Source organism: Gaetbulibacter sp. M235 (genome assembly GCF_043876835.1).
GTDB lineage: Bacteria > Bacteroidota > Bacteroidia > Flavobacteriales > Flavobacteriaceae > Yeosuana.
This window is the reverse complement of record NZ_JBAWJZ010000002.1, coordinates 195,708-209,737: the sequence shown is the minus strand read 5'-3', so window position 1 is coordinate 209,737 and position 14,030 is coordinate 195,708. Positions and strand designations below refer to the sequence as shown.

Here is a 14,030-nt window from a genome sequence, read left to right as displayed (position 1 = left end):
AATCATAAATCAATCAAAAAATGAACAGTTTCACAATACTTAAACGCTTTAGAACATGAAGATCGAAAACACAAAAGCACAAATGCGTAAAGGAGTACTAGAATACTGCATACTCTCCGTTTTAAAAGACGAGGATGCTTATGTAGCTGAAATTTTAGACACCCTAAAAGACGCCAAACTGCTTGTTGTAGAAGGAACCATTTATCCGCTACTGACAAGACTTAAAAATGCTGGTCTCCTTAATTACAGATGGGAAGAATCAACATCAGGGCCACCAAGAAAATATTACGGTTTAACAGAGACCGGAAAATTATTTCTAAATGAATTAAACACCACTTGGAGCGAATTACAAAACGCCGTTAACCTAGTAACCAGAAAAAAATCAAACAAAAATGAATAAAACAGTCAACGTAAATTTAGCAGGTATATTTTTTCACATTGATGAAGATGCGTACCTAAAATTGCAACGCTATCTTGAGGCTATAAAACGTTCATTTACAGACTCTCAAGGTCGTTCTGAAATTATTTCAGACATTGAAGCTCGTATAGCAGAACTTTTTAGCGAACGTGTAAAAAATGACAAGCAAGTTATTGGCATCAAAGAAGTAGATGAGGTTATCTCAATAATGGGACAACCAGAAGACTATTTGGTAGACGACGAAATTTTTGAAGATGAGCCACAACCAACACAAAAGAGAAAGTCTGCTCCATCTAAAAAATTGTTTAGAGACACAGACAACTCATACATTGGTGGTGTAGCTTCAGGTTTAGGCCATTATTTAGGAATTGATGCTGTTTGGATTCGTTTAATCTGGTTATTATTAGCAATAGGTTCTGGAGGAACATTTATTTTCATATATATTTTATTTTGGGTACTAGTCCCAGAAGCTGTAACAACGGCAGATAAACTTACCATGACAGGCGAACCTGTAAACATAAGCAACATAGAAAAAAAAATAAAGGATGGATTTGATACCGTTTCTGAAACTGTTTCAGATGTTGCCAAAAATGTTTCTGATTCTGTTTCTGGAGCAGCAAAAAATGTTTCAAATGCTGCCAAAAAAGTAGATTTAAAAAAACAAGGCAATAATATTAAGTCTAGTTCAAAAACATTTTTTGATACTATAGGCGATATAATTATGTTCTTTTTTACTGTTTTTGCAAAATTTATTGGAATCATTCTTATGATTACTGGTGCAGCAGCTTTAATAGCATTAATTATAGGCCTATTTTCTGTAGGAGTTACCAATGTTATACATATTCCAGGACTGGATATGATAGATATTGTAAATGCAGGCAATACCCCAATTTGGTTTGTATCACTTTTAGCCTTTTTCGCAGTTGGAATACCTTTCTTTTTCCTTTTCTATTTAGGGTTAAAGATTTTGATAAACAATTTAAAATCAATTGGAAATATAGCCAAATTTACCTTGTTAGGAGTTTGGGTTTTATCAATAATTTGTTTGATTGTTGTAGGAATTAGACAAGCCAGCGAACATGCTTTTAATGAACGAGTTATTGAAAAACAAGAGTTTTATATTGCACCAAATGACACTTTAAAAGTTAAAATGGTGAATAATGATACTTATGGAAGTCCTTACAGAAACCATCAATCATTTAAGTTTGCACATGATGAAAATGGAGAAAGAATTATTTACTCTTCAGATATTGAAATTATAGTAAAATCAACTACAGATTCATTAGCTTTTTTAAATATTGAAAAATCAGCTGATGGAAGAGATTACTCTTCAGCTATTGAACGTGCAAAAAACATAAACTATCATTTTAAAATAAAAGAAGACGAAATTCTTTTAGATAATTATTTATCTACAGATATTAAAAATAAATTTAGTGATCAGGAGATTACTGCCATCTTATATTTACCTGAAAACGTTATTGTTAATTTCAATAACAATACTAAGAACTTTTTAAATTATAGAACTTACGATGGAAATATTGTATCGTCTAGCCAAACAAATCATTTTCTTAAAATAAAAACGGACGAAGTTGAATGTTTAGACTGCCCTCTTGATGTAGATGCCGATTTACAAGATGGTGATGATGGCATTAAAATTAATGAAGAAGGTATTAAGATTAAGGTTGACAGCAGTAGCTTAAGAATTGACAAAAACGGACTGAAAGCTAACAGCTCAGATGTAAAAGTAAATATAGATAGTAACGGAATTCAAATAAAATCAGAAAACAATTAAAAACAATTCATCAATTAAAATCAACAACTCAGGTATTTTAGTTTCTAAAAAATATTAATTACTAAGATATTTGAATCATCAATCAAAAAACGAACTATTATGACAACACTTATTAAAATTTTAGTATCCACTATTTTAAGTTTATTACTATTCTCTTGTAATTTTGACATGAACTTTGGCCCTGGAGTTAAAGGAAATGGAAATGTTCAAATAGAAAATCGCACATTAAATCAATCATTCAATGCTATCAAAACAAGTCAAGGACTTGATGTTTATTTAACACAAGGAGATGAAGAAAGCATCATCATTGAGGCTGATGAAAATTTACACAATCTTATAAAAACAGAAGTAAAAGATAATGAGTTACATATTTATTTAGAGAAAAACATTGGATACGCTTCTTCAAAAAAAATAATGGTAACTTTTAAAGATATTTCAAAAATCACCTCAACAAGTGGTAGTGATGTTATTTCAACAAACACCATTAATGCAGAAAATTTAGAACTTAACAGTTCAAGTGGAAGCGATATGAAACTTGATTTAAACACTATAACATTACATTGCAATTCTAGTAGTGGAAGTGATTTAAAGCTTTCCGGAAAAACACAAAAACTAATTGCAGAAGCCTCTAGTGGAAGTGATATAAAAGCAGCCGATTTAATAGCAGAATCCAGTCAAGTAAAAGCTACAAGTGGCGCAGATATTACTGTAAATACAGCTAAAGAATTAACCGCAGATGCCAATAGTGGTGGAGATATAAAATATTACGGAAATCCACAGATAATAAATAAAACTGATAGCCATTCAGGAAGTATTACAAACCAACAATAAACACTTGTTTTCTATACCAACCAAATGAAAAAGCCGAAGTAAAACTTCGGCTTTTTTTTTATATAAAATCTCCTTTAAACAGTTTTTTATTTTCATTTTAAACAAATGCCTTTTTAATTTTTAGATTTCAAAAATTAAAAACTTGATCAATATTTTTTCTATTATTATTTACCTTGGGGCTATAACTTAATGGGATGGCAGGGATTTTACAAACCATTTCAACACAATACATATAAATTATTTGAACTTAAAACCTATTAACCAATTTGTTAACAGCTCTATAAATAGGCGAAGGTTTTTTACCTGCTCAATCAGGGCTATTTTTATTATTTAAAATCATGTAAAAGACAACTTGGAATTGCAACAAAAAAGTTAATATCTATGCTTCCTTTTTTAAATCATCAAAAATCACCTGATTTTTTTCAGATACATCTCCTTTGATTGGAAGTTTGAAACCTATCATTCTTGCTTTGTTTTTAATTATTAATCAATTTAACAATACAAAGATGTATTTAAGAAAGCTTTAACTGATAGTTATAAATTCCTAATGAGTTGGCAATAAGTTTTTTTTTAATCAAGTACCTTAAATGAAGATGGGGAAATACCTGTTTGGTTTTTAAAAAAGCGGCTAAATGCTTGAATATCATCAAAGCCTATTTCATAAGCTATTTCTTGAATTTGTTTATCGGTATATCTCAACAAGCGTTTGGCTTCTAAAGTCCTGCGTTCTTGTATATATTGCAGTGCTGTTTTTGTTCCTATTTTAGAGAAAATATTAAAAATGGTTTTAGGTGACTTGTTTAAAAGATTGGCATAGTCCGCAACACTGTGCTTAGTTTTAAAATGCTGTTCCACCAAAAAATTAAACTCTCTTACTACATCAAGTTCAATCTTTTCTATAGGATAATTGGCCTGTAATTTAAATAATCTTGTACACAAAATTAAATATCTTTTTAACATCATTTGTAACATGTCAATTTGCAAATGATCATTAGACGTCATTTCGATACTAAACATTTTCCAAAGGATTTCAAATTGCTCTAATTCATTAATAGGAATCTTAATTATTGGCAATTGAGAGGCTCCAAAGAATAATATACCTTTACAACCAACTTCGGCGTCATGGTCAAGGACACAGTAAAAGGGTCTATTAAACCTAACTACTCTGATTCTGTTTATAGTTTCTATTTTAACCTTATGAAACTCTGTTAAGAAAACAATTTCATTTTGATTGAAAACTTTTTCATTACCGTCAATTAACAATTTGTTATTATTAGATTCAAACCATAATATTGTTAAATCATTTTCATCAACCTCATTAATAATATGAACATTTTGAGATTCAATGATATCTAGAATTAGGTGTTCGTCGGTTTTGCCTACAAATTTCATACTTTTCTATTAAGAGATGCTCTCTGGGTCAAGCTCATTAATTTTTACATTTTAAAAAGAAACATTTGTGAATATTAAATAAGTGAATAAAGATTCACAATGTTTCCTTGTTATTTCTTCCTTCAATAAAACATACTAATTATTTATCTTTCTTAAAAAACATATAAATTATTAATTGTTATAAAGTATGTTAAATAAAAGTAGTAATATTCTCGATTCCCACATATCTTTTAGCTGTAAACCCTTCAGCATATTTTCGATTTATTGCTCTACCAAATATTTGATTTGTAGCTTTTATTTGATCTAGTAAAGCTATTATTCCATTTGGACTATCATTTTTTGCAGTCACAAATTGTGACTCATAGGCCTTTATGACTTCCATCTTTGTATTGAAATAATCACTTATATCCACAACAAAATTTGGTTGAATAAAATAATCTTGAATATAATGGTACACGGCCATTGGCCTCCAGTGTTCTTGATTTTTTCCTTTGTATTGTGTGGCATTCATTTTTAATCCAGAAAGAAAACAGGCATCTGAAACTAATCTTGCTGCCTTTCTATGATCAGGATGTCTATCAATAAAGGCATTTGCCAATACAATTTTTGGCCTATACTTTCTAATAATTTGTATGACTTTCTCTTGATTTTGAATACTATTTGTGATTTTACCATCCGGTAGGTTCAGTTGCTCTTTTATTTTAACACCCATAATATTTGCCGCACTATAAGCTTCTTCTTTTCGGGTTTCAATAGTTCCATAACTTCCCATTTCTCCTTTTGTAAGGTCCACCAAAATTACAGTACCTCCTTTATCAATAGTACTCAATATTACACCTGCTGCTGCACATTCTACATCATCAGGATGTGCTCCAAAAGCTAGTATATCAATTTTGAAATCCTTCATTTTTAATGAATTTTATTTTTCAGATAACATTTATGTTTAAAAGACTAAATAAAATTTAATCATTGTATTTCTTAAATACTGTTGTAGCTATATGACCTCCAAAACCAAACGTGTTGTTTAAAGCAATATTTATTTCTTTATGTTTTGATTTTCCTAATACAAAATCAAATTTATCTTTAAAACCTTCTTCTATTTCTAGAGTATTTATGGTTGCCGGAACGAGATTGTTTTTAATAGCCAGAATGCATATAATACTTTCAATTGCACCAGCTGCCCCCAACAAATGGCCTGTCATTGACTTAGTAGCGCTTATAGCCAAACTTTTTCTTGTACCAAAAGCTCTTTCTATCGCTTTCAACTCGGTCAAATCACCCATATTTGTAGATGTTGCATGTGCATTTATATAATCTATTGTGTCAGGACTTATATTAGCCTCTTCAATAGCATCCAACATTCCTAGATATGCCCCCTCACCCTCGGGATGGGTTCCGGTAAGATGGTATGCATCAGCCGCCATACCGGTACCAATTACTTCTGCTATTATTGTTGCACCCCTTTGTAATGCGGTTTCTAAACTTTCTAAAACCAATGCTCCAGCTCCTTCTCCCATAACAAAACCATCACGAGAAATATCAAATGGTCTTGATGCTGTTTCTGGGCTTTCGTTTTTTGTAGATAACGCTCTAGAAGCATTAAAGCCTCCGATAGAGCTCTCATTTATCGCTGCTTCAGAACCACCGGTAATTATGATATTAGCTTTTCCGAGCCGTATATAATTAACTGCATCTATAATGGCATTATTTGAAGAGGCACAGGCCGAAATTGTACTAAAATTCAACCCTCTTAATCCATATTTAATAGAAATTACACCAGATGGAATATCTGCAATCATTTTCGGAATAAAAAAAGGATTAAATCTAGGGGTACCATTCCCTTTTGCAAATTCAATTACCTGTTCCTGAAATGTATTGATTCCTCCATTGCCCGAGCCCCAAATAACCCCAATTTTATTTCTGTTTAATTTTTCAAAATCAAGATTTGCATTTCTGACAGCTTCTTGTGTTGCAGCCAAGGCGTATTGTGTAAATAAATCGTATTTTCTTAATTCTCCTTTTTCAAAATAGTCATATCCATTAAACTCTTTTACCTCTGCAGCAAATTTTGTTTTAAAGTTGGCAGTATCAAATTTAGTGATGGGCGCCACGCCATTTTTTTCATTTATAATGTTCTTCCAAAACTCTGGAATATTATTACCTATTGGGGATATAATACCCATCCCCGTAACAACTACACGATTTAATTCATTTATCATAGTCCTTGCTTTTTAAGTTTATGCCCTAACTCTTTTATCTCCATTTCTAATTTTTGAGAATAATTTCTCTGATAATTGAAGACATCGTTAATTTCTTCAATTGAATAGCGAGGTGTTATGTGTTGAGGACAATTCCAATCATAAGCTTCAACATCCATTATTATCATTCGTTCCGGACGGAATTTATATTCGCTTAAATCGAGAAAAGTATATAATTCTGGGTTGTCATCCAGTTCAACAATTTTTGCTTTTGCAAAAATTTTAAGTCTTGTTCTTGCAGGATAATCAACCATAATGAGTGACACATTATTATTAGTTGACAAATTACCTATAGTGATATATTGCCTGTTGCCAGTAAAATCAATAAATCCAATTTGGTTGTGATTTAGCACTTTTAAAAAACCTTTTGGACCGCCCCTATGTTGTATGTAAGGAAAGTTATTTTCACCAATACTTGCCATATAAAGGCTGTCTCTTTGAGCAATAAATTGAATTTCGTTTTCTGTTAATCCACTTGTGTAAGAATATTTCTCCATTCGGGCATAGCTTGCTCTGCTGCCCATTTTTTTCTGCATCACTTTTATTGCCGAAGTAAATGCTAATTCTGCATAGTTTTTAGCCATTTCAATCTAAGCTTTTTCGGTTGCAAAAGCGATATATGTAGTAAGTGGTAATAGGTCCAACTTTCCTTTTAGCTTAGCAATAATTTGCCCGCGATGATAGGAGGAGTGATTTATTAAATGTGTAAATAAATCTTCGATTGAAATTTTTGAGGGTTCACCCATAAATGGAAAATAGACATGTTGTTCTAATTCCTCATCTGTTTTGTTTAAAATAAAGTTCTTCCATGCTTCATGATTTTTTTGAGACAATTGAAGACAATCATTTAAAGTCAAAATATCCCACAATTTATAAGTGGGTGATTCCTCAAGAATTCTTTTTAACCAGTTATTAGATGCTATTAAAATATGTGACAATATTTCATAGACACGACCCTCAGGATCATGTGATTCAGAGATTGATTTAATAAGTATATTATTAGCCCATACTTCAAAATCCAATTGTTTTAAGTACTGTTTTTTTTTCATTTTAATTTATTTAATAAAATATTGTTTATAAAAAAATATAAGAGTTATTATTGCACCAATCACTATTACAAAATTGTGCAAGAAATTTTGATTGATTTGCCGTGTCAATTTAGCTCCATAAAACCCTCCAATTAAGGCTCCAATTATCATAACCAGAGTATATTGCCAAATTACAATTCCAGAGAAAATGTAAGTAAGCGCTGCAATTCCATTGTTAAATGACACCAATATCACTTTTATCCCATTCATTTCATTTAACTTCTTTAAACCAAGTAATGAAAATGCTGTTAATATTATCATTCCTAAACCTGCTCCAAAATAACCTCCATAAATCCCAATAAAAAACATAAAAACAATATGAAAATAATTGGGCGTAATAAAATGCAAATCGGTTAAATATGAGCTAAAATAATTTCTGATTGTCTTACTAAAAACAAAAAGTAACCAAGTAAATAATAAAAAAAATGGTACAAAAATGCTGAAAAGCGTTGAAGATGTATTGAGAAATAAATAAGCCCCTACAAAACCCCCTAAAGAAATTGACATAACAAAATATAAAATCAATTTTCTGGACAATTCTATATCTTTTCTATATGCTACAGCACTCGTAATATTTCCTGGCCATAGGGCTACAGTACTAATGCCATTCGCATTTAAATTAGGTATATTACTGAATATTAGTGATGGATAGGTTATAAAGCCACCACCACCTGCTACTGCGTTTAAAGAACTACCAAGAATTGACGCCAAAAGGAGCATTGTTAAGGTAAAAATATCCATTAAGAGATGTTTTTGATTTTAAAATAAATGAAATGGTTAAACCACATAAACCTATACAACTGTTTTTATATCTAGTAGTAATTGGTTTACGTGGTCTAGAATAAATAGTTAATCAGCTAAAAATGTTCTTATTTTATCAGATATTTCAGCGCCATTGCTTTCAAGTGCAAAGTGTCCTGCATCATACAGATTGAAATCTAAATTTTTCAAATCTTTTTTATAAGCTTCCGCACCAGCGACTGGAAAAATATAATCATTTTTACCATAAACAATTAAAGTTCTAGGTTGATGGTTTCTGAAATACTCTTGCCATTTTGGATATAATCTTACATTGGTTTGATAATCATAAAACAGAGCCAATTGGATTTCGTTATTCCCTTCCCGTAAAATGTGTCTTAAATCTAATTCCCAGTTGTCTGGAGACACTAATTCTGGTTGAGGCACACCGTGTGTGTATTGCCATTGTAAACCTTCTGGACTGTGGAAACCTTCTAATGGCATGCCATTTTCAATAGTTTTGTTATTCCAATATACTTTAATTGGATCCCAAAAAGCTTCCAAACCTTCATCATAGGCACACCCATTCTGTATAATTAGATTTTCAACTTTTTGTGGATTTTCAGAAGCTATTCTAAAACCAATTGGAGCACCATAATCCATTAAGTATAAACTGAATTTATTAATATCTAATTGTTCTAATAACCCTTCTATAATCCTTGTAAAGTTTTCGAAAGTATAATTAAAATCTGCTATTGATGGTTGCTCACTTCTTCCAAAGCCTGGATAATCTGGAGCAATTAGATAATAATCATCTGATAAACTTTGCAATAAATTGCGATACATATGAGATGATGTTGGATAGCCATGTAATAATACTAATGCAGGTTTTCCTTTTTGACCGGCTTCACGATAAAAAATATTTATACCATTGACTTTTGTAGTTAAATGCTTTACTTTACTCATTTTTTTTTTGATTTTTAATAATTAATATTTCCGTTCTTTCGATAGCATTGCGCATTGGTTATAGTTATTTACCGAACGTTCGGAAACTAAAAAGCGCAAATTTTTTTATTATTGATAGATATTTTGAATAGCTTTTATAGCAGCTTTATATGACTTTGTCGAGTTCAGCCCTTTAGATACAATCAAACTACCTTGAATGTTAACCAAGACTTGATAGGCTTTATCTAGTGCAACTGTTTCACTATATCCGCAATGCATTCCAAACGTAGCAAATCCGTTTATCCAAAGTTCCATACTTTCTTTTATTTGGTCTCCAAATATTTCAATTCCTGCATTCATGGATAGTGATCTTAAAATGCAGATAGAATCTCCATTGTTATATAGAATGTTAATATTTTTAATAACTTCATCCAATCTCTTGGGCGGTGATATTGCTTGATTAACAAGTAACAAATAAATATTTTTGTGTATCCATTCGTTTACATAATTAAGTACAGCCGAAGCTATTTCCTTTTTACCTGCTGGAAATCTATGATATAAACTTGCTTTTTGCAATCCTGAAGATTCTGCTAATTCATTTAGACTAGAACCCTCATAACCTTTAGAGCTTAACACGGACATTAATCCTATTAGCAATTCTTTGTCTTCTACCTTCTGTGGTCTCATATAGCAAATATAGAAAAATATTTCAGTTACCGAACGATTGGTAAATAAACATTTTGTCAATGCAAAGATGAAGAAAAAAAGCAGTAAGAAATAGGCATAAATTCCCAAACAGTTGGCAATATTTCCTATTTAAACTTTTTTTTTAAATGAAGAATGTAAATACTAGCTGGTTGTTAAAAAGCAAAATAAAATTGCTTTTGTAAATTAATTTAAAAATTATCTAAGTAACTATAAATTATAGGAAACTGAAGAAAAGAAACTATGTAGAGCGAACAGAAAAAATGCCGAGCCTTTTAAAATTTAATTTATAAAAATTTAATTCAATATTATAAATTTTAATAAAATTAACTATTTTTTGATATCCATTGATACCCTAAAAGTCGGGATGACAGGATTTGAACCTGCGACCACACGGCCCCCAGCCGTGTACGCTAACCGGACTGCGCCACATCCCGAATTTATACTCAAAAATAACTTTTTTAGTGAAAACAAAAAAAATTAGCCACGTTATAAAAACAGGCTAATTTTTAATTATTAAGGAACTTAATTTTCTTTAGCAGCTAAATAACGTTCGGCATCTAATGCTGCCATACAACCTGTTCCTGCAGCAGTAATAGCTTGTCTGTAAACATGATCGGCAGCATCTCCTGAAACAAAAACACCTTCTACATTAGTTTTTGAAGTACCAGCTTTGTTTATAATATAACCTGTTTCATCTAAATCAAGATAGTCTTTAAAAATATCTGTATTTGGCTTATGACCAATAGCGACAAAAAAACCAGTTACAGCGATTTCATGCTTCTCATTTGTTTTATTATTGAAAACTCTAACTCCAGTTACAACTTGTCCGTCTCCTAAAACCTCATCGGTTTCTGTGTTAAATAATATTTCGATATTTGGTGTTTTTTTAACTCTTTCAGACATTATTTTTGATGCTCTAAACTCATCTCTTCTAACAATCATGGTTACTTTTTTACAAAGTTTTGAAAGATAATGTGCCTCTTCACAAGCTGAATCTCCTGCACCAACAATGACAACTTCTTGATTTCTATAGAAAAATCCGTCGCAAACAGCACATGCTGAAACTCCACCGCCTAGGCTTAAGTATTTTTGTTCTGATTCTAACCCTAAATATTTTGCTGATGCACCAGTAGAAATGATTACAGTTTCACAATGAATTTCTTTTGTGTCATTTACCCAAACTTTATGTATCTCTTCAGAAAAATCCACTTTTGTAACCCAACCGTCACGAATATCGGCTTCAAAACGTTGTGCTTGTTTTTGTAATTCTATCATCATTTCTGGTCCTGTAATACCATCTGGATATCCGGGAAAATTTTCTACTTCGTTAGTAGTAGTTAATTGCCCACCTGGTTGCATTCCTTGGTATAAAACTGGACTCATATTAGCTCTTGCAGCATATATTGCCGCTGTATATCCAGCAGGTCCAGAACCTATAATTAAACATTTTACTTTTTCAATACTTTCAGACATAATCAAATTTATTTTAACTGCAACAAAAGTAGAATTTTTAAAGTAAAACTTACATCCAAATTATCAAAACTTATTATCAGTTTATAATAAGTCCTTATACATATAGTAATTCACTAAATTTTTGTAAATTGTATAAACTCAACTAAAAATTCAATTATTATGAAAACCGTTTTAATCCTTCTTAGTTTGAATTTTCTTGTATCCTGTAAAAACAATTCCGATTCGGATATAACTAACACAAATATGGCTGCATCAACACACGAACTAACCATGAAAGGCGCCTGGAAACTAATAAGTTACTACAATTATACAGACAATAAAATTACAGATACTATAAATGCTTCTGATACTAATAAACAAATCAAAATGTATACAGAAACAAAAGTTATGTGGAGTAGGTTTAGAGACTCCGATACTCTTGACTGGTTTGGTTATGGTGAATATTCTATAGGAGATAACTCTTTAACTGAAATATTGGATTATGGCTCAAAATCAATGAATGAAGCCATTAAAGAGCAAAAAAAGTTTACGTTTAAATTATTATTAGATGAAGATAAATTTTCTCAAATTCAACTAGATGATGAAGGGAATCCTATTTATGCTGAAAATTATATTAGAATTGAATGAAAACAAGTTATAATTAATTCACTTATAAATTATACATGAGTGATTCTTTTCCGTTTATTGCCGCATTAATTGCATCCATTTTACATGTAATAACTGGACCAGACCATTTAGCTGCTGTTATTCCTTTTGCTATTGAAACAAAAAAAAGAGCATGGAAAATAGGCTTGTTTTGGGGGATTGGTCATTTAATTGGAATGCTTGCAATTGGCGTTCTATTTTTAATTTTTAGAGAACTAATTCCTGTAGATAAAATTTCAAATTACAGTGAACAGTTAGTAGGCTTTGTGCTTTTAGCTATTGGAGCTTGGTCATTTTACAAAATTTTCAAAGAAAATATAAAACATAAGCATTTACATGTTCATAGTAACCATGCTGTTATAATTCATAAACATGAACACACACACCATCACGAATCCATGCATCAACATCCTCATAAAAGCCCTTTAAAACAAAGTGGTTTTGCATCATTATCAATTGGTTTTTTACATGGATTAGCGGGCATTTCTCATTTCTTATTGTTTATTCCTGTTGCCAGTTTTAAAAGCCAAATGGATTCTGCCTTATATTTAATTGGTTTTAGTTCTGGTATCGTTTTAGCGATGACAACTTTTGCTTTACTAATTGGCAGAATTTCGTCTTTCAGCAAAAATGAACATAACGATACACTTTTTAAAGGAATACGATTTGCAGGCGGTCTTTTTGCAATAATTATTGGTTTATACTGGTTGCTTTCTTAACAAATTCTTGGTAATTGTTCCCCAATTAAAGGAGTTACAATTCGTTTTCCTCCTATTGTGCTTTGCATAACAACTTTTGAAGGATGTTCTTGAGTAATCTCTCCTATAAAGGCTGCATTTTTTCCTTTTTTATCTTTTTTCATAAAAAGTAAAACATCATCAGAAATTGAAGCATCTACTATAACAAGAAACACGCCTTCATTAGCAACATATAAAGGATCCAATCCTAAAATTTCACACGCTGCAGCAACTTGTTTCTCCAATGGAATTTTATCCTCGTATATTACTATTCCTTTATTGATATCTTGTGATATTTCAGATAGCACACTTGCTACACCTCCTCTAGTTGGGTCTCTAAAGAGATGGATTTTATCTCCAAATTCGTTAATAAGGTCATTAACCAAGAAATTTAAATTTGTGGTATCACTTTCTATAGTAGATTCAAATTCTAACCCTTCCCTTTGGGACATAATAGCCATTCCATGTTGCGCTATATAACCATTTAGAAGAATTTTATCTCCAACTTCAATATGCTCTGCAGCTATTTTGGCTTTAGGATTTACGCCTCCAAAACCAGTTGTATTGATAAATATTTTATCGCCTTTTCCTCTTTCAACAACTTTTGTATCGCCCGTTATTATTTGAACCCCACTTTCATCTGCTGAATTTTTTATAGAATTAACAATGGTTATAAATTCATCAATCTTCAAACCTTCTTCAATTATAAAAGCTAATGTTAAATATTTTGGAATAGCCCCACACATGGCAACATCATTAACTGTTCCGTTGACTGCTAATTCACCAATATCCCCACCTTTAAAAAAAATTGGAGACACTACAAAACTATCAGTAGAAATTGCGATTTTTCCTTTAAAATCAACTATAGACCCATCATGTTTTTGATCTAAATAAGGATTACTGAATGTGTTGAAAATGATTTTATCAAGTAATTCTCTGGTCATTAAACCACCACTTCCATGACCTAATTGAATGGTTTCAAATCCAAGTTCTTCCTTACTCATT

General features: G+C 31.1%; 15 protein-coding genes and 1 tRNA gene. 5 read left to right on the top strand and 11 right to left on the bottom strand.

What is annotated here, in order from left to right:
• Positions 1-55 precede the first annotated feature (55 nt).
• The 3 genes from V8G69_RS03625 to V8G69_RS03615 all read left to right on the top strand — a co-directional run bounded on the left by V8G69_RS03625 (position 56) and on the right by V8G69_RS03615 (position 3,041).
• Positions 56-400 carry a PadR family transcriptional regulator gene (locus V8G69_RS03625; protein ID WP_394880445.1) on the top strand — a complete coding sequence of 115 codons (345 nt, stop codon included), beginning with the start codon at positions 56-58 and terminating at the stop codon, positions 398-400.
• Positions 393-2,210 (top strand): PspC domain-containing protein, encoded by a 1,818-nt coding sequence (locus V8G69_RS03620; protein WP_394880444.1) that lies wholly within the window; start codon positions 393-395, stop codon positions 2,208-2,210. The genes V8G69_RS03625 and V8G69_RS03620 overlap by 8 nt, the downstream gene beginning before the upstream one ends.
• Before the next feature lie 99 nt (positions 2,211-2,309).
• On the top strand, positions 2,310-3,041 hold the full coding sequence (locus tag V8G69_RS03615) for a head GIN domain-containing protein (protein ID WP_394880443.1): 732 nt from the start codon (positions 2,310-2,312) through the stop codon (positions 3,039-3,041).
• Between the two features lie 570 nt (positions 3,042-3,611).
• On the opposite strand, the gene V8G69_RS03610 is transcribed toward V8G69_RS03615, so the two are convergent.
• The 10 genes from V8G69_RS03610 to trxB all read right to left on the bottom strand — a co-directional run bounded on the left by V8G69_RS03610 (position 3,612) and on the right by trxB (position 11,643).
• Positions 3,612-4,433 (bottom strand): helix-turn-helix transcriptional regulator, encoded by an 822-nt coding sequence (locus V8G69_RS03610; RefSeq protein WP_394880442.1) that lies wholly within the window; start codon positions 4,431-4,433, stop codon positions 3,612-3,614.
• A 190-nt stretch (positions 4,434-4,623) separates the two neighbouring features.
• Positions 4,624-5,340 (bottom strand): bacillithiol biosynthesis deacetylase BshB1, encoded by a 717-nt coding sequence (gene bshB1, locus V8G69_RS03605; protein ID WP_394880441.1) that lies wholly within the window; start codon positions 5,338-5,340, stop codon positions 4,624-4,626.
• Positions 5,341-5,395: 55 nt separating this feature from the next.
• A complete protein-coding gene (fabF, locus tag V8G69_RS03600; RefSeq protein ID WP_394880440.1) occupies positions 5,396-6,652 on the bottom strand; it encodes a beta-ketoacyl-ACP synthase II in 1,257 nt (418 codons plus the stop codon).
• Positions 6,649-7,275, bottom strand: a complete 627-nt coding sequence (locus tag V8G69_RS03595) for a pyridoxamine 5'-phosphate oxidase family protein (protein WP_394880439.1) — start codon at positions 7,273-7,275, stop codon at positions 6,649-6,651. Before V8G69_RS03595 ends, fabF begins: the two co-directional genes overlap by 4 nt.
• Positions 7,276-7,281: 6 nt before the next feature.
• Positions 7,282-7,740, bottom strand: a complete 459-nt coding sequence (locus V8G69_RS03590) for a DinB family protein (protein WP_394880438.1) — start codon at positions 7,738-7,740, stop codon at positions 7,282-7,284.
• Between the two features lie 6 nt (positions 7,741-7,746).
• Positions 7,747-8,520, bottom strand: a complete 774-nt coding sequence (locus V8G69_RS03585; RefSeq protein ID WP_394880437.1) for a sulfite exporter TauE/SafE family protein — start codon at positions 8,518-8,520, stop codon at positions 7,747-7,749.
• 108 nt (positions 8,521-8,628) lie between these two features.
• On the bottom strand, positions 8,629-9,483 hold the full coding sequence (locus V8G69_RS03580; RefSeq protein ID WP_394880436.1) for an alpha/beta fold hydrolase: 855 nt from the start codon (positions 9,481-9,483) through the stop codon (positions 8,629-8,631).
• A gap of 108 nt (positions 9,484-9,591) precedes the next feature.
• Positions 9,592-10,149 carry a TetR/AcrR family transcriptional regulator gene (locus tag V8G69_RS03575; protein ID WP_394880435.1) on the bottom strand — a complete coding sequence of 186 codons (558 nt, stop codon included), beginning with the start codon at positions 10,147-10,149 and terminating at the stop codon, positions 9,592-9,594.
• Positions 10,150-10,529: 380 nt separating this feature from the next.
• Positions 10,530-10,604, bottom strand: a tRNA-Pro gene (locus tag V8G69_RS03570).
• An 88-nt stretch (positions 10,605-10,692) separates the two neighbouring features.
• The gene (gene trxB / locus V8G69_RS03565; RefSeq protein WP_394880434.1) at positions 10,693-11,643 is read right to left on the bottom strand and encodes a thioredoxin-disulfide reductase; all 951 of its coding nucleotides are present in this window, start codon (positions 11,641-11,643) and stop codon (positions 10,693-10,695) included.
• A 159-nt stretch (positions 11,644-11,802) separates the two neighbouring features.
• Here trxB and V8G69_RS03560 point away from each other — a divergent pair, with 159 nt between their 5' ends.
• Positions 11,803-12,270 (top strand): hypothetical protein, encoded by a 468-nt coding sequence (locus V8G69_RS03560; RefSeq protein ID WP_394880433.1) that lies wholly within the window; start codon positions 11,803-11,805, stop codon positions 12,268-12,270.
• Positions 12,271-12,305: 35 nt separating this feature from the next.
• Complete coding sequence (locus tag V8G69_RS03555; RefSeq protein WP_394880432.1) at positions 12,306-13,007, top strand: hypothetical protein; 702 nt, start codon at positions 12,306-12,308, stop codon at positions 13,005-13,007.
• Here V8G69_RS03555 and hypE read toward each other — a convergent pair.
• Positions 13,004-14,029, bottom strand: a complete 1,026-nt coding sequence (gene hypE, locus V8G69_RS03550) for a hydrogenase expression/formation protein HypE (RefSeq protein ID WP_394880431.1) — start codon at positions 14,027-14,029, stop codon at positions 13,004-13,006. The genes V8G69_RS03555 and hypE overlap by 4 nt on opposite strands.
• Between the last annotated feature and the right edge of the window lies 1 nt (position 14,030).

What these genes read in the sequence shown, in the direction of transcription:
- V8G69_RS03625 (WP_394880445.1), top strand. Translation starts at nt 56, where the DNA reads ATGAAGATCGAAAACACAAAAGCACAAATGCGTAAAGGAGTACTAGAA.
- V8G69_RS03620 (WP_394880444.1), top strand. Translation starts at nt 393, where the DNA reads ATGAATAAAACAGTCAACGTAAATTTAGCAGGTATATTTTTTCACATT.
- V8G69_RS03615 (WP_394880443.1), top strand. Translation starts at nt 2,310, where the DNA reads ATGACAACACTTATTAAAATTTTAGTATCCACTATTTTAAGTTTATTA.
- V8G69_RS03610 (WP_394880442.1), bottom strand. Translation starts at nt 4,433, where the DNA reads ATGAAATTTGTAGGCAAAACCGACGAACACCTAATTCTAGATATCATT.
- bshB1 (WP_394880441.1), bottom strand. Translation starts at nt 5,340, where the DNA reads ATGAAGGATTTCAAAATTGATATACTAGCTTTTGGAGCACATCCTGAT.
- fabF (WP_394880440.1), bottom strand. Translation starts at nt 6,652, where the DNA reads ATGATAAATGAATTAAATCGTGTAGTTGTTACGGGGATGGGTATTATA.
- V8G69_RS03595 (WP_394880439.1), bottom strand. Translation starts at nt 7,275, where the DNA reads ATGGCTAAAAACTATGCAGAATTAGCATTTACTTCGGCAATAAAAGTG.
- V8G69_RS03590 (WP_394880438.1), bottom strand. Translation starts at nt 7,740, where the DNA reads ATGAAAAAAAAACAGTACTTAAAACAATTGGATTTTGAAGTATGGGCT.
- V8G69_RS03585 (WP_394880437.1), bottom strand. Translation starts at nt 8,520, where the DNA reads ATGGATATTTTTACCTTAACAATGCTCCTTTTGGCGTCAATTCTTGGT.
- V8G69_RS03580 (WP_394880436.1), bottom strand. Translation starts at nt 9,483, where the DNA reads ATGAGTAAAGTAAAGCATTTAACTACAAAAGTCAATGGTATAAATATT.
- V8G69_RS03575 (WP_394880435.1), bottom strand. Translation starts at nt 10,149, where the DNA reads ATGAGACCACAGAAGGTAGAAGACAAAGAATTGCTAATAGGATTAATG.
- trxB (WP_394880434.1), bottom strand. Translation starts at nt 11,643, where the DNA reads ATGTCTGAAAGTATTGAAAAAGTAAAATGTTTAATTATAGGTTCTGGA.
- V8G69_RS03560 (WP_394880433.1), top strand. Translation starts at nt 11,803, where the DNA reads ATGAAAACCGTTTTAATCCTTCTTAGTTTGAATTTTCTTGTATCCTGT.
- V8G69_RS03555 (WP_394880432.1), top strand. Translation starts at nt 12,306, where the DNA reads ATGAGTGATTCTTTTCCGTTTATTGCCGCATTAATTGCATCCATTTTA.
- hypE (WP_394880431.1), bottom strand. Translation starts at nt 14,029, where the DNA reads ATGAGTAAGGAAGAACTTGGATTTGAAACCATTCAATTAGGTCATGGA.